15 protein-coding genes are annotated in these 15,628 nt (G+C 47.3%); 10 read left to right on the top strand and 5 right to left on the bottom strand.

From position 1 onward, the window contains the following. Positions 1–15: 15 nt before the first annotated feature. The 6 genes from ACYVUV_RS10115 to ACYVUV_RS10090 all read left to right on the top strand — a co-directional run bounded on the left by ACYVUV_RS10115 (position 16) and on the right by ACYVUV_RS10090 (position 4,899). Positions 16–864 (top strand): helix-turn-helix domain-containing protein, encoded by an 849-nt coding sequence (locus ACYVUV_RS10115; RefSeq protein WP_439776143.1) that lies wholly within the window; start codon positions 16–18, stop codon positions 862–864. 144 nt (positions 865–1,008) lie between these two features. After that, on the top strand, positions 1,009–1,941 hold the full coding sequence (locus ACYVUV_RS10110; RefSeq protein WP_439776142.1) for an ABC transporter ATP-binding protein: 933 nt from the start codon (positions 1,009–1,011) through the stop codon (positions 1,939–1,941). Beyond that, entirely contained in the window at positions 1,938–2,684 is a 747-nt protein-coding gene (locus tag ACYVUV_RS10105; RefSeq protein ID WP_439776141.1) for an ABC-2 family transporter protein, read from the top strand. The genes ACYVUV_RS10110 and ACYVUV_RS10105 overlap by 4 nt, the downstream gene beginning before the upstream one ends. Continuing rightward, on the top strand, positions 2,681–3,445 hold the full coding sequence (locus ACYVUV_RS10100) for an ABC-2 family transporter protein (protein ID WP_439776140.1): 765 nt from the start codon (positions 2,681–2,683) through the stop codon (positions 3,443–3,445). Before ACYVUV_RS10105 ends, ACYVUV_RS10100 begins: the two co-directional genes overlap by 4 nt. A 32-nt stretch (positions 3,446–3,477) precedes the next feature. Beyond that, on the top strand, positions 3,478–3,630 hold the full coding sequence (locus tag ACYVUV_RS10095) for a hypothetical protein (protein ID WP_296227086.1): 153 nt from the start codon (positions 3,478–3,480) through the stop codon (positions 3,628–3,630). Positions 3,631–3,675: 45 nt separating this feature from the next. Beyond that, positions 3,676–4,899, top strand: a complete 1,224-nt coding sequence (locus ACYVUV_RS10090; protein WP_439776139.1) for a YcaO-like family protein — start codon at positions 3,676–3,678, stop codon at positions 4,897–4,899. Here ACYVUV_RS10090 and ACYVUV_RS10085 read toward each other — a convergent pair. From ACYVUV_RS10085 to ACYVUV_RS10070, 4 genes are all read right to left on the bottom strand, one after another. Further along, positions 4,893–5,744: an Rgg/GadR/MutR family transcriptional regulator gene (locus tag ACYVUV_RS10085; RefSeq protein WP_484499304.1), complete on the bottom strand. Its 852-nt coding sequence runs from the start codon at positions 5,742–5,744 to the stop codon at positions 4,893–4,895. The genes ACYVUV_RS10090 and ACYVUV_RS10085 overlap by 7 nt on opposite strands. Positions 5,745–5,878: 134 nt before the next feature. Then, on the bottom strand, positions 5,879–6,778 hold the full coding sequence (gene htpX, locus ACYVUV_RS10080) for a zinc metalloprotease HtpX (RefSeq protein WP_439776137.1): 900 nt from the start codon (positions 6,776–6,778) through the stop codon (positions 5,879–5,881). A gap of 16 nt (positions 6,779–6,794) precedes the next feature. After that, positions 6,795–7,349, bottom strand: a complete 555-nt coding sequence (locus tag ACYVUV_RS10075) for a LemA family protein (RefSeq protein ID WP_439776136.1) — start codon at positions 7,347–7,349, stop codon at positions 6,795–6,797. Between the two features lie 158 nt (positions 7,350–7,507). Next, positions 7,508–8,653, bottom strand: a complete 1,146-nt coding sequence (locus tag ACYVUV_RS10070) for an SLC13 family permease (protein ID WP_439776135.1) — start codon at positions 8,651–8,653, stop codon at positions 7,508–7,510. 588 nt (positions 8,654–9,241) lie between these two features. On the opposite strand from ACYVUV_RS10070, the gene ACYVUV_RS10065 reads away from it, so the two are divergent. The 4 genes from ACYVUV_RS10065 (at position 9,242) to ACYVUV_RS10050 (ending at position 15,012) form a co-directional block, all read left to right on the top strand. After that, entirely contained in the window at positions 9,242–9,376 is a 135-nt protein-coding gene (locus ACYVUV_RS10065; protein ID WP_270448365.1) for a hypothetical protein, read from the top strand. A gap of 115 nt (positions 9,377–9,491) precedes the next feature. Next, a complete protein-coding gene (locus ACYVUV_RS10060; protein ID WP_439776134.1) occupies positions 9,492–10,403 on the top strand; it encodes an HNH endonuclease in 912 nt (303 codons plus the stop codon). A gap of 228 nt (positions 10,404–10,631) precedes the next feature. After that, the gene (locus tag ACYVUV_RS10055) at positions 10,632–11,819 is read left to right on the top strand and encodes a C40 family peptidase (protein ID WP_484499303.1); all 1,188 of its coding nucleotides are present in this window, start codon (positions 10,632–10,634) and stop codon (positions 11,817–11,819) included. Between the two features lie 367 nt (positions 11,820–12,186). Beyond that, entirely contained in the window at positions 12,187–15,012 is a 2,826-nt protein-coding gene (locus ACYVUV_RS10050) for an EAL domain-containing protein (protein ID WP_439776131.1), read from the top strand. Positions 15,013–15,088: 76 nt separating this feature from the next. On the opposite strand, the gene ACYVUV_RS10045 is transcribed toward ACYVUV_RS10050, so the two are convergent. Next, positions 15,089–15,568, bottom strand: coding sequence for a hypothetical protein (locus ACYVUV_RS10045; protein WP_439776130.1), 480 nt, complete (start codon positions 15,566–15,568; stop codon positions 15,089–15,091). Between the last annotated feature and the right edge of the window lie 60 nt (positions 15,569–15,628).

Raw genomic sequence — 15,628 nt, 5'->3', positions numbered from 1 at the left:
GAAAGGAGAGAGCCGATGACTGAAATTGCCAAGCTGCGGAAAAAATTGCTGGAGGCAGGGGATGCCGCCCTGCCGCTGAACAAAGGAAAAGGTCAGACCGCTGATTGTCAGTTTGTTTTACTAGGCGACAAAGCTGAAGGCTGGAAGACTGACTCTTTGACTGCCTTGCTGCTGCTCGCGGGGACTGGCCGCTTCCGGGCTGGCCAGCAAAAGTGGCAGGTCAAGCCCGGTGATTGGTTTCTCCTGGCAGCTGGCCAATCTTGCCAGGCCAGTTTAAAAGAGGGGCTCTTGGTCCAGCTTGTCTTGCCAAAAGCTTTTGCCATGCAGGACTTGAAAAAGGAGCTCATGCTGGGAGAAGCTGAAGAAGTAGGGACTCACGGCCGGGTGGTGGTTGACGGGCCAGCTGGGGAGGCTTTCCTGGCGGCCTTGACTGAGTACCAGACCAGCGATTCTTTATCTTCAGTCTTGCTTAAAAGCCAGCTGCTGACTGCCTTGGCCCTGGCCCAGCGAGCACTAAATGAAGCGGGCAGCTTGAGTGAGCGGGAGATCCGCCGCTATATTAGTGAAAACTACGTCTCGACCAGCTTGAAGGCGGCCGCGGATTACTACCAGCTCAGTCCCAACTATTTTTCCGACCTGGTCAAAAAGAAGACCGGGCAGAGTTTTATTGAGCTGGTTGACGAGCAGAAGATGGAGGCGGCCGTCCGCCTTTTGGCCCGGCCAGACCTGTCGATCAAGCAGATCATCGGCCTGGTTGGCTACCGGGGCAAGTCCTTCTTTTATGAAAAATTCGGCAAGTACTATGGGATGTCACCGGCGGCCAAGCGCAAGGAGCTCTTCCGCCAGCAGGGCATCAATTTATAAAGAGAGAAAACCGCTGAACTGTAAGTTCAGCGGTTTTTGCATGAAAAGAAATAGAAATTTTCAAATATGAAAAGTAAGGATGCAGGAACAGTTTGAGTGTTAGAATATTAGACAATTATTAACTAAATATGAGGAGGAGAAAGAATGATTGAAATCAACCAGCTTTCTTTTGATTATCGGACTTTTAGCAAGGAACCGGGATTAAAGGGAGCTCTGCAGGATATCTTCCACCGGAAATACCAGCTGGTGCCTGCCTTGAAAGATCTGAATTTGACTATAAAAGATGGTGAAATTATTGGCTTGATTGGACCAAATGGAGCAGGGAAGACGACATTGACCAAACTGCTGACGGGGATTATTCAGCCAAGCAGTGGCAGCGTGAAAGTAGCTGGGCTTATTCCAGGAAGTCGTCAAAAGAAGCTGTTGCGGCAAATTGGGGTCATGTTTGGGCAAAAGTCGCAGCTGTCTTGGAACTTGCCTGCTGTTGACACTTTGAATATGCTGGCGGCCATTTATCAATTAAAGCCAGACCGTTATCAAGCCAGATTGCGGGAGTTGAGCGATTTACTGGATATTGGCGAGATCGTAAAAACGCCGGTCCGCAAATTGTCTTTGGGCCAGCGGATCCGCTGTGAACTTGCTTGTTCCTTGATCCATGAACCAAGCTACCTGTTTCTGGATGAACCAACCATTGGCCTGGACCTATTAACGCAGGAAAAAATCTACAATTTTTTAAAAACTGAAAACAGACTGCATCAGACGACGATTATTTTAACTTCGCACAATGTCCGTGATATTGAGGCCTTAGCCCAGCGTTTGCTGATTTTGAGCAAAGGAGAGTTGATTTTTAATGACAGCTTGAATAAGTTGCCTCTTCAGATCGATCAATCCGATAGCTATTGCTTGAAGTATTGGATCAATGACCAGACTGACGTGCGGGAAGAAATCATTCATGATCCTCAGCAGCTTTTTGTGAAGATGGAAAAATTCCAGCCGGAACAGATCATTTCTTTAAGCAAAAGTGGAATATCAGCCGAAGAGGTCATCTTGAAAATATATCAAAGAGAGAAACAATGAAAAGATATCTGCCTGTTTATTATCTTGGCTTGAAGAACAGTTTGATCTACCGGGCTAATATGATCATGAAGCTGGTCCTGCAATTGGCGAGTCTGCTGGTTACAGTTTTAATGTGGAAGTTTATCTTGGCAGAGTCCGGCAACTTTCAGCAAATGGCCCGTTATCTGCTGGCAACCAATTTGATTAGTTTAATTTTTACAACCGGGCCGGTTTTTCAATTCGCGGACATGGTCGAATCTGGGAATCTTTCCCTCTATTTAACGAGACCTTTATCCTTGTACTGGTACCTGTTCAATTACAATTTAGGCCTGCAGACGCCACTATTGCTGTTGTATTTTATCTTGCTTCTGTTCTTGGTAAAAAGCGCTGGACCAGTGTTTTTGCTCTTGATCTACCTTCTTTTGAGCAGTCTGATGTTTTTCAGTTTGATGATGGTCCTGGCTATGCTCAGCTTTTGGTTGATCAATATGTGGCCGCTTAGAAGCGGAATTAACGCAGTTTACCTCTTGCTAGGAGGATTATATTTTCCTTTGAATTTATTGGGCCCGGTTTACCAGTATTTGAAATACAACCCTTTTTCCTTGGTGACGGATTTTCCAGCGCGCTTGTTGACGGGAACAATAAGCCAGCGCGATTTTTTCGCAAATTGCCTAGCCGTTTGCTGCTGGCTGCTTCTTAGCGTGCTGCTAGGAAAAGCGTTGTTCAAAAAAGGCATTAAAACTTTTGAGGGGGCAGGAGCATGAGAAAGGTCAAGGCTATTTGGCGGCAAAGCTTAGCTGAGTTTATGATCTACCGTGGTACTAGCATTATTACTTTTCTTTTGGCAACTGTCTTTCTGTTGATTGAGCTGCTTGCGGGGCAAGTTTATTTTAGTCAGCGTGAGAACTTGGCTGGCTGGACAGCGAACCGCTACTACGTCATGATCAGTTTCATGAATAGCGCGACCTATCTTTACAATTTGTTTTTCATTTTAGGCCATGAAGGACTGGGTGAAGACATCCTTGAAGGTAATCTCGACTATCTGTTGGTTAGGCCCAGTTCGAGTTACTGGCTGGCAGTTGGCAGAAGTTTGGATATTCCAAGTTTTTTCAACTTGCTGCTTTCGCTTGGATTACTGGCTTATTACCTTACTCATGAAGGGGCAAGTTTTGGCCAGATCATGCTGATCAATTGCATGATCGTTTTACCCGCAGCCTTGATTTTCATTTTGAACCAATTGTGCTTAACTTTGCTTTTTTGGTTTGAGGGCTTAACGGCCTTGGGGGGTATTGTAGAGGACCTGGTCAGTTTGGCCGGACGGCCAAAACAGATTTTCCCCCGAGTTATTCAGCAGTTTTTTACATGGATCATTCCACTTTTGCTAGTCAGCAATTTGCCAGTGGACTGGCTGCTAGGACGGGGAAAAATCCTGCTCTTGTATCTGCTCGTTTTTTTGCCCATCCTTTACTGGCTCTCGGTTAAGTTTTGGCAGCGGGGGCTGAGGCGTTATTCATCGGCTAATTGAGAAATGATTATCTAGAAAGGAGGTGTTGCGATATGGGACGTACTAGAACTGAATTAACGAAAGGCGGACCATTTCTTGTGGAAGGCTTAAATGATGAAGAATTAAACTTCTTCAACGCTTTAATGAGCAGTCCGAAAGAATTATCTGACCAATTAAACAATGTTAAAACAGAAGTAGTTAAGTAGAGTAGAAAAGATCACGGCTAATGGCATCTTTTAGGAAAGCCAATATTGCGTGATCTTTTATTTTATGGAGGGAAAGATTTGCAAATTGAGAGAGAAGTGCCAGATACTGATGCACACACTAATTGGCTTGAGTTAATCAATCGACTGCATTTAACTGCTGACTATAGAATGTGGGTTTCTGCTAATCTAGCCTTGCAAACCGTTCAGTGTATTTTAAGGGACTCAAAAAAGAAACAAGTTTCCGTTGGAATGGGCAAAGGGATGAGTCATATGCCCGTATTAGGAGCTGAATTCGAGAGTATAGAGCATTTGTTTTATAACTCGCAGATACATTCGGCTAAGCAACGAGTGCTTGTGTCGCAGATTATGGAACAAGATCTTGATTTTTTGGATGATCCAGCTTTAAATCAGCTTTCAAAAAGCACAAAGCTGACAGTAGATTCTTTTGTCGATATCGAAAGCTCAAAAGAAGTCTATTATCCATCCTTTTTAAGCGACGTTAATTTCATAGACGATGGTGTTTCGATAAACAATCATGCCTACCAGTATGCTTCTGATAGTGGTTATGCAAGTGGATCAACTGTAAATGAAGCTTTGCTTCATTCCATTAACGAATTGATTGAAAGAGACAGTATTTCAAGGTTCATCATCAAGTATGGCTTAGGTCTTAAGGAAAACTCGGTAACTGCATTTAAGATAATTCCTAAATCCTTGCCTAAAGATTTGTATAAAATCTATCTAGGACTAAAAGATACGGCAGATACAGAAGTAATACTGGTAAAAGTAATTAATAGCTATCAAATACCGACCTATTTTACCGCTGTTCTATCTCAAGGTAGCGATATTCTCCCAATTTACGGTTCAGGGAGCTCAGTAGATGAGCGATACGCTATAATGAGATCGCTCACGGAGGCATACCAATTAGTATCCGTAAAAAAAGAAAGCGAAAGTCAACAATTACGGAAACGTTTGAACTTGATATGGTCTGAAATCTCTCCTATGAAGAAGATGCTGTCTCTAACTTTTACAAAAAAGTTGGCTAGCGTGAGATATCGTCAATATGATATATATGCAAAAGAAGTTGACCAGATGATCAGCTATGAGAGGGAGAGGCTTAAACAAGAAGGCAGGAAAATTTATTATCGAGTGGTGAAAGAAGATCCGGGCTTTGTACTCGTTCAGTCGTTAATACCTCATTTTGAACGCTTCAATCTGGTTTTTGAAGGTCAAATTGTAACGCCTAGGCTGAGTAGCAACGGCTATCAGTAAACGCTACCCCAATAATCCAATAGTTCACTTACCAAATTGCTTAAGCCAATTTCAGTTAGAGATTTTAAATAAGCATTGATTTCCCGGTCATCGCCGCTTTCCCGGTAAGCCAGCAATTTTTTTAAAAAAACGATTCTGATTTTAAAAGCGGCCATTTGCTGTGGCAAATCAATTGTCAGAAGCTGATTCAAAACGTGGCTTGCGACAGAGTTTTGTTTTTGTTGGATCAAGCTGAAAACAATATTGGTCAGAGCCGTCCAGGCATTCAAATACAGTTCATAGTCTACCTGTTCTAAGTGGTTGAGTTGGTGGATGATTTTACTGCTGTATGAAATGAGTAGGTCAGAGTCAAGCAAATAAACAGAATTCTCAAGAAAACGTAGGCTTTTGAAATCTAAGTACTCGCTATCAAGCAGTAAATCTTTAAAAATCTCTAGGTCAGCTTCTGTTAAACAATTTATTTTAGTCAAAGTAAAATAGCTGTTGGCCGCGGCGACTGCCTTTCCTAAAATATCTGGATCTTTTGTTTGATGAAAGCTGCTGATTTGCCGTAAAAAGATCTGATGAAGCCTCCGGCTGTCTTTTTGCTGGATGAGCAATTGCAGCTCATCATAGTAGGAGTTGTCTAGATATCCTTGGACTTCCGTATACGCAAAAAACTCCCGGGGGGTGACTCCCACCCGGTCTAATAAGGCTAAAAACTTTTTGAGCCGAATATCGTCGACATCATTTTCCCAGCGTGACAAGGCAGGGCTTGAAGTGATATCTTTCGCTGCTTTCTGCAGCGTCATCTTCTTATAATTCCGTAGCCTTTTAAAATATTGTCCGTACATTTTTTCTTTCATCTAATACACATTTTTGAAAAAGGTAGCAATTTAATACGTGCATTATAACAAATAGAAGACGGAAGATAAATATAACTTAAATTTAGGTAGAGCACAAAAGCTTCCAGAAAAATCTGGAAGCTTTTGTGTTGAAATTACATTTTTTCCAAGCGCTTGATCCGGTCAGCCGTTGGCGGGTGGGTGTCAAACAAGTGGCTTAAGCTGTGCCGTCTGATCGGGTCCTCGATGTACAAGGACGCGCTGGCGCTGCTGGCCGCCTGCATGGGCTGGCTGTTCTCAATCTTGGTCAAGGCGCTGATCAAACCGTGCGGGTTCCGGGTCAGCTCAACGGAACTGGCGTCAGCCAGGTATTCCCGGTTTCTGGATAAGGCCATCTGAGCCAGGCTGGCTGCCAAAGGCCCAAGGATCAGAACGAAAATAACCCCGATCACGCCGATGATCATCCCAAGCGTTCCGCCTTCCCGGTCATCGTCATCGTCTCTGTCAATGCCAAAGCCGAACCAGACCCAGTTTTGGGCAAAGTCGGCGATAAAGCTGATGGCGCTGACCAAAACCAGAGCCACCATGGACAGGCGAATGTCATAGTTGCGGATATGGGAAATCTCGTGGCCCAGAACTCCTTCCAGCTCTTCTCTGTTCATCATGTCTAAGAGACCCTGGGTGACAGCGATGGCTGACTTGTCCGGGGACAGGCCGGTCGCGAAAGCGTTGGGACTCTTGTCCGGAATCAAGTAGACCTCGGGCATGGGAATATTGGCCACTAAGGCCATGTCTTCTACGATGTGAAAAAGCTGGGGATTGTCCTCTTTATTTAAATGCTGGGCATGGTTCATGCTCATGACGACATTGACTGGATCCTGGAAGACCAGGAAAGAGTAAATCAAGGCAATGACGCCCGCGGTCAGGATGCCTGGCAGGGGCTTGTCCCACAGCAGCTGGCCTAACCCAGCGCCCACCAGGGCAAAGATCAAAACGAAAACGACCAGGACCCCGGCCGTTTTCCGCTTGTTTTGGGCAATTTGTTGATATAGCATGGCGATCCCTTAATCTTTAAAAGGATACCTTTGGTACCTTGGTTTCTTCTTCAGGGATGTCCAGGTAGTCAACCTTGGTGAAGTGGTGGATGTTGGCTACGATGTTGGATGGGAAGACCACCAGCATCTTGTTGTAGACAGCCGCGCTGGAGTTGAACAATTGCCGTGAGTAGGCAATCTTGTTTTCCGTGTTGGTCAACTCTTCCTGCAGGTTGGCGAAGTTGGTGTTGGCCTTCAGGTCCGGGTAGCTTTCAGACAAGGCGAAGATGGTCTTCAAGCTGTCAGTGATTTGGTTGGACAGCTGCATGGCCCCTTCGTGGTCGTCAGCCGGAATTTGGGTCAGCTGGTTTCTGAGTTCAACCACCTTGCTCAAAGTTTCCTTTTCGTGCTTGGCGTAGCCCTTGACGGTTTCCACTAGGTTAGGGATCAAGTCGTTCCGCCGCTTGAGCTGAACGCTGATCTGACTCCAGGCCTCTTCAGTGTTAACCTTGGCCTTTTGCAGGCCGTTGTAGGCTGAAATGTAAAAAATAACGATTAATACGACTAAAATAGCAATAATCCAGACTGCCATTTTTTGCCTCCCTTTCTAGGCCCCAGAGGGGCGTGAATTCACTTTGGCCAGATGCTTCCGGCCGTTTTAATAGATTATATATTAAAAGCTAACTGAGCACTAGTTTTTAAACAAAAAACGCCTCCAATAAGGAGACGCTTGAGAGATTTGAAATGTTGCTACAGGTTCAGCTTGACGATGACCCAGCCGATGAGGGAGAGGATGATCAAGCCGGCGATCTGGTAGCCCAGCCACTTCGGGAAGAACTTCTTCTTGGCATCCTTGGAAGCGTGGGCGTAGAAGGTCCGCATAACCAGCATGTTGGCCATGGACCCGATTGGTGACCCGAAGCCACCAATGTTGGAACCTAAAGTCAAGGCTTCAGCGTACTTGGAGAACTTGCCGACCAGGATGGTGGACGGGACGTTGCTCATGACCTGGCTGGACAAGATGGCCGTCCAGTAGGTGCTCATTTCAGTGCCGACCAGGCCGTGGATCAAGGTCACGACAAAAGGAATCTGCTGGATGTCGCTGATGAAGACGAAGAACAGGGTAAAGGTCAGCAAGAGTGAGTAGTCAATGTGGAGCAGGATCTTCCAGTTGACGATCAAGGCCCAGATGATGGAAGCCAGCATTGGCATCCAGATAGGAACGAACTTGAAGACGCCGACGAAGAAGAAGGCGAAGATGACCGTGGTGATCATCGTCATTGGCCAGCTGACGTCGATTTCAACCACTTCCTGGGTTGGGATGTCCTTCTTTGGAATAAAGAAGAAGACGCAGAGAAAGACAACCATGGCCGCAATCAAGTAAGGCAGGGTCCACTTAAAGAAGGTGGCTGGCATCAAGTGGTAGTTGGAGACCACGAAGATGTTGTGGGGGTTGCCCCATGGGGTGAAGGCCGCCCCGATGTTGGCCCCCATCCCGATCAAGGTGGCTGGCAGGATTTCCGGCAGCTTGTACTTCTTGGCGATGTTTAAGTACAGGGGAATCATAGTCAAGCAGGTGATGTCGTTGCCCAGGAACATGCCCGAGAAGACGGACAAGAGAGTAAAAAGGAGGATCAGTTTCCGGGTGGAGTCAGCGATCGCCGTCAGTTTATAGGCAATAATATCCAAGACGTGCAGGTAGCTGTAGACCTGGATCAAGACCAGCATGGTCGTGACAGACTCAATCGTGTGCCAGTTCATGTCGGCGCTGCGCGGCCGGGCAAAGAAGAGACTGACGATGGTGATCACGATGGTGATCTGCAGAATTCGGTCGCTAAAAATTTTCTTTAAGACGGTCAAAAAATTATTTGAACTTTTGCTTTTGGCGGCTTCCATATAAATTCCTCTACTCAGAATCATGCTTACAAAATTTACGTAAAGTTAACGAAAAGCGAAAACGGACTTTACTTTCGTGTAGTTCCATTGTCAACCATTTTTCGCTAAATCTCAATAGTTCAAAATTAACGAACAGATGTTATTGAAAGGATGTTGGCAAAACGCACTAGACCAAAAATCCGGCTTTTTTAGCTGCTTGAAAAAACAGAAAAGTTTTTGGAAAGCGATTTATTTACTGGTAATAAGGGATTTATGCCGGATGACAAAAAATGGACTTTGCTGCCTTTTTTAAGCGATTAAAACGTGTCGACTTTTTACAAGGCCACAAAAAAGTCAAAAGCGTGCTTTTGGTTTCTAAAATAATGTAAGCGGTGTCGAAAGCGAAAAAGAGAAGCAGTGAGCTGCTAAAAATCCGCCTTAGACGTTTTTGTTAAATCCATTTAACATTTCTGACTGAAGACAGCTCCGCAGTTTTTTGCCGAAAAAGGGCCTGGGGGGCAAAGAAATGCCGAAAAGGCTTGCCTAACATAGGGGAAGAGGGGTATAATTACTACTGATTTTCGAAAATCGATGAAAGGATGAAGAGACATGTCAAGAAATATCCACACGGGTATCAACCCACACCGTCGTCCACGTAACGCTTCTAACGCTAAGGAACGCGTTGCCCACGCAGCTGCAGTTGTAAACTACTTGAACCAAGCTGCTAAGGACGAAAACAAGTAATTTGTTTTTGAACAGACAATAAAGGCCCCGGCTTCGTGCTGGGGTCTTTTTTTCGCCCGCTTTTTGCCTTATGATAGGAAAAGCTAAGAGACAAGTAAGAAAAGAGGAGGTAATAATGAAGTTTCAGTGCAGCAGCTGCGGTTTAAGACTGGAATCCCTGCATTTCAAGCTGCCCGGCCTGGTCAACGACCGCCTGGCCAGCCTGTGTGACATCTGTCGGCAGCGGGGGCTGGACCCGGCAGCTTACCCCAATCCCGTGGTCAAGCTGTTCGCGGCCAACCTCCTCTATGCCTTTGTGGGCAAGGATGGGGAAGCTGCTGATGACTTTACCCTGCCGGATTTAAAAATCCGCCGGTCCTACGAGGCCCTCATGCAGGACTATGACGGCAATGTCCTGGCCAAGCAGCAGCTCTCCAGAGCAGACTTCAACCAGGCCGTGATCAAGGCAGAGGATGATCCCAGCTTCTTTTTGCCAGGGGCAATGCCTTTTGCCGAAAAACTCCAGGCTTTAGGCCTCAGCGTTGACTTCCAGTTAAACGAGGTTGACTACATCGACCGGGAGCGGATCCGGGCAAAGTACAAGTACCGCTGCCAGTATTGCGGCCGGCGGGGGCGGAGCGTGGACCATAAGGACCCTGTTTCTGTTTCACACGATAACAGCCTGGACAATCTGACCCTGTCTTGCAGCGAGTGCAACCGGATCAAGTCCAACATGCCCTATGACCTTTTCGTTAAGCTGAACGAAGAATTGCAGCCTTTAAACAAGAAGCTGGTTAAGTACGAGAATGCCCTAGACCCTTTGGAAAAAGAATTCCAGGACCGGCGGAATCTGCTGGCGGCCAAGGTGCATTTAAAGGGCGTGGTGAATGACCCGGAACTGGCCGCCATTCGCAAGCAAAACAAGCGCCTGCGGGATGCTATCGACAGCTTGGAGAGCGACTATGACGCGGCTCGCCACTTGCGCGAGGACCACTTCAAGTTGGGCTGGAAGCTCTATTTGGCTCAGCAGGACAAGGAAATCATCTAGTTTGGATAACTTAAGCCTTATGAAGAGAGCACTAAAAGTTAGACCGGAAAGCTTTTTGCAGAAAAAATCTCCAGAATGTACAGGCTTACAAAATTTACAAAAGCGCTACAGAACAACCCGCAGCGCTTTTTCGTTTTGTAATCAGACCGATACATTCTTGTAACAATTGAAAGTTATACTATAGATTGTTAGCAAACAAACCACATGTTAAAGGAGAAAAGAAGTTTCATGAAGAAAAAGAATCTGTTGATGACTGCTTTGGCAACGCTGAGTGCTTCCGGCGCCCTTTTGACCACGGGTGCCAACGCTTTGGCTGACAGCTACACTGTTGTTAAGAACGACACCCTGTGGGGCTTGTCAAAGAAGTACGGCGTTTCAGTAAGCGACTTGAAGAAGGCTAACGGCGTTTCCGGCCACTTGATCTACGTGGGCCAGAAGCTGCAGATCCCAGCCAAGTCAACTAAGGCGGTCAAGGCTGCCAAGACTAGCACGTCTGCTGCAACTAGCGTAAACACTACTGCAACTACCCACACGGTTGTAAAGGGCGACACTTTATGGAGCCTGGCTAAGAAGTACGGCGTTTCCGTGAGTGCCTTGATGAAGGCCAACAACTTATCAAGCAGCACCATCTTGATCGGCCAAAGCTTGAATTTGCGGGCCGGCATGACTACTTACGGGGTGGGCGGCGTAACTACTGGCTCAAGCTCAACTGCTGCAAGCACTAATACTGCATCAACCAGCACGACTGCTTCCAGCCAGGCGCCAAAGGCCAAGAAGACTACTACTAAGACGAAGAGCACCACTACTAACACCAGCACTAGTGCCAAGGCTCAAAGCCAGTCAACTGCTTCTAACACCAGTGCGTCTACCACGACCAACACTAATACTGCAGCATCAACTGCTTCAAGTACCACTTCAAGCACTAACACGGCAGCAACTACCAACACCGCGTCAAGCACTAACACGACGGCTTCAAATACCAATACTGCAGCAAGCAGCAGTCAAGCAGTCAGCCAGGCACCAACTGGTTCAACTTCTAGCTCAACTTCAACCGCATCAGCCAGTGCCAGCGCGATTACTTCATACGCTTTGACTTTCCTGGGCGTGCCTTACGTTTGGGGCGGGACCACGCCAAGTGGCTTTGACTGCTCTGGCTTGGTACAATACGTTTACAGCCACTTCGGCATCAACCTGGGCCGGACTACTTACACCCAGCAATACGCCGGCACCAAGATCAGCGTAGCCAGCGCCCAAGCTGGCGACCTCTACTTCTGGGGTTCATACGGTTCAGCCTACCACGTAGCCATCGCCTTGGGCGGCGGCCAATACGTCATGGCTCCAGCCCCTGGCCAAAACGTGATGGTCGGCAGCGTGTCCTCCTACACGCCAAGCTTTGCCGTTCGCGTTTTAGGCTAAAATACTCATCGATAGCAAACAGTTCTCAAGCAGCGTCAGCCAGCCGGCTGGCGTTGTTTTGTTTTCTGGGCCACAAGCAAGGGTGTACTATTTTATTTATAATTGTCAGCTTTTTAATTTTGTTTTTATTATAATATCTACTGAAACTTTTGAATAAAAGCTGCTATAACGGGATTTACACTGATAACAAAATAATTGTTCGGAAAACACTGCTAAAATTACTTTTATAACTAGATAGCGTTGTAGCTATAATTTAATAAGCTATCAGCTCAAAAAACTTTTTTTCAAGCAAATATGGGCTATAATCTAAAGGTAAAAAGGACAAATTAAGGTAGGCAACTTTTAGATTAAAGGGGATCGCGGGAAAATGACAAATACGGCTCTGCTTTACGCGCTGGGGGAATTCTTCTGCATGGCAATCATGCTGATCTTGACCGGCGCTTTAAAGCCAATTACGAACTATGGCAAAAGAGAAAAGTGGCTGGCGGTATCGCTGGTCAGTGAAACCCTTTATTTTTTAGGCGACGCCCTGGACAAGCTGCAAACGGGCGGGGTTCTGCCAGCCAGCCAGGCAGGTCTGCTTTTTACCGGGACGTATAAGCTGTGGATGCTGGACTTCGTCAGTCTGGCAGTCTTTTTCTACATCGATCAATGTGGGGAATTCAGCCTGGCCGACAGCCGGTCCAAGCGGATGCTGGTCTGCTCAGTTGCCCTGCTTAATGGGATCTTTGAACTGTTCGTTCTCTTGATCAACCCTGGCTGGCTCTTAACGGCCCAGCTTCAGCCAACCCTCCTTTACAACCTCCTGCTTTTGCTGGTTCCCCTCCTGTATTCTTTGGCCGCGATTGGTCTGGCCATCAATGGGATCCGGCAGAGCCCTTCCAAAAATATCCGGCAATTTTACCTGACCACGGCCAGCTGGCCGATGCTCCTGGTCATCTTCGGTGGCCTGGACATCTACGTCGATACCTTTCCATTTTACGCCTACGTAGCCACGGCTTGCCTCTTGTTCCTGGCGGTTTACCAGTTTAGAACTCTGGTTGACACCGTGTCTTTGGGCAGCTTGAGCAACATCAAGGGCCGGGAAAAGCTGAGAACCCACCTAAGAAGCATTCAAAGACGGGGAAGCAGCCGTGAATACTACCTGCTTTTAATCGATATGAACGGCCTCAGGTCGATCAATGACATCTATGGCCGGTCAGAAGGCGACCGGGTCTTGTTTGTGGTCAGCCAGGCGGTTGAGCAGCTGGCTGAGAAGATGCACGGCTTCAGCTGCCACTATGGCGGGGATGAATTTTTAGCCGTGGTGAAGCTGGCTGATGACGCCGCGGTCAAAAGCTTTTTTGACGACATGCAGGAAGAGGTCAAGCATCTGTCTGATGTGCATGGCCTGTCTGTTTCGCCCCAGCTGGTGACTTCTGCTGTCCGCTTGGACATGGCTGACGGGGATCTGGCGGCGCAATTGCGGATCGCGGAAGAAAAGGTCTACCACCAAAAGCGGGACCTGGATGGGGAAATCCGGGAAAACAACTTCTTCGTCGACAAGGTGACTGGCCTGCCTAACACCAACTACTTCCACAGTTTTGCCTGCTCCTATCTTAAGTCTTGCCTGGAAAAAGGGGACACACCTGCTGTTGTTTTGATCAACGTCAGCAACATGCAGGCCTACAACAACCGTTATGGCTTTGAGAAGGGCGACCAGCTTCTCTTGCAGATTGCCCAAATTCTGCAGAAGTTTTTTAAGGATGGAGTATTGGTCCGCTTCGCGGAAGACAACTTCCTCTTGGCCACGGACGCGCCCGACCTGGTAAAGAGCCTGGAAGAGGCGGCAGATGAGGTTAACAAGGAGACAGACGCCAGCATCCGGGCCGGGGTCTACCACTATAAAGACGTCAGCGAGGGTTTGATGACGGCGGTCGACAAGGCCAAGCGGGCTTTGCGCTACCTCAACAACAACCGGGCTGTTGTCTGCCAGGTCTACAACAGGGAAGTCCGGGAAGAATTTGAAAGACGGGGCTATGTCCTGGAGAACTTCCAAAAAGCCTTGGACGAGGGCTGGATCCGGCCTTACTTCCAGCTGGAGAGCCGCAGCTTGACCGGGCGGATCTGCGGGGCAGAAGCCCTGGCCCGCTGGGTTGACCCCAAGTACGGGGTTTTGGGACCGAATTTCTTTATTGAGGTTCTGGAAGAGGCCCACCTGGTGCACAAGCTGGACTTATCCATCATCCGCCAAGTCTGCGCTATGCTGGCCAGAAGAAGAGAGGAAAAGAAGCCTTTGGTGCCGATCTCGGTCAACCTCTCCCGGGTGGACTTCCAGGTCTGCGACATTTTTGCCGAGATTGAAAAAATCCGCCAGCAATTTAAGCTGCCATCCAGTCTGCTGAAAATCGAAATCCTGGAATCGACCGTGACCAGCAAACCGCAGGAATTGCGGCAGGCTATCGCTAATTTTCATAAGAGCGGTTATGAGGTCTGGATGGACGACTTCGGCAGCGGCTATTCCAACTTCAATAATTTGGATGAATATGATTTTGACCTTTTGAAGATCGATATGGTCTTTTTGCGGGACTTTAACAGCCGGTCCAAGGTCAAGACCTTGCTGGCCATTGTGGTTGACATGGCTAAAAAGCTGGGGATGCACACCCTTTGTGAAGGGGTGGAAACCCAGGAGCAGTCGGATTTCTTGCGGGAAATTGGCTGCGAGCGCCAGCAGGGCTACTTGTTCTCCAAGCCGATTCCGGAAGAAGAATTTTTGGCAAAGCTGGAGGCCGGCCAACTGGAGGATCCTTGCAGCAACCACTACTATGACCAGATCAGCCAGGTTAATGTGCTGTTTGACCCGATGATTGATCAGACCGGCCAGTCAGCTGTCGGCATCAAGTTGCCGATCTGCATCCTGGAGCGCGGCACTGACCAGAAGGTGCGGGCCAGCTTCATGAATGAGAGCTGCCGGCGGGCCTTGGGCCGCTATGGTGAACCGTCTGAAGGCGCCATTGAGCAACTCAGTCAGGATTATCCATTCAAGCAGACGCTTTTGGAACTGATGGATGAGAGCCTTAAAGAAAAAGAGCAAGTAGGCCGCGTCTATAACTTCAAGGGCAAGCAGTACTTGTTGGAGGTCCGCTACCTGGCCCACGACCAAAAGAGTCAGCGCGACGCCTTCGTCTACACCTTTGAAGGCTTGGCCAAGTAAGATAGAAAGAAGATAAGCAAAAGGCTTCCGCGGTAAGCGGAAGCCTTTTCTTGTATTTGTGATTTAGTTGTTAGTGCTACGATGGGTATGATCCAGAATTATCTCCTCCACGATTAGTAAACTTTTCAGTTAAGGCAAAAGCGAAAATAACTATGATAAAAAGCATGAACAGGTCAACAATAATGGCCCATCCTGGATCACTGTCGTACTCTAGCATCATAGTCCATGATGAGGTTAAACCCAGACAACCCAGTTCATTAATGATCAGCTGCAAAAACCAGATAATCTTCTGCCAACCTTGTTTTATCGTGTCTTGTTTGCACTCAAAGAACCAAGTCCAAAGAACGGCCACTGCAATCATTACCAGCAAAAGCAGGTAGACTAAAAAGAGCGGCCAAGAAATACTTTTGGCGACCCGGTCCATGAAGCCAAAAAAGCCATTGGCTGGTCCAGACAAGCGCCACTTAGCTGAATTATCTACAATCAACCGCAAAGGCCAAGTAGCAAAATACACGTTAACGATTAATTGCAGACCAAATACAATTTTTCTTTTCATCCTTTCCACCTCACAAAGTCCATCTTTCTCGTTAGTGTAATAGCACTACAGTGTTTTTAG

The organism is Lactobacillus sp. WILCCON 0149 (assembly GCF_057197965.1).
The sequence above is the reverse complement of the archived record's forward strand: the minus strand, read 5'-3'. Positions and strand labels throughout refer to the sequence as shown.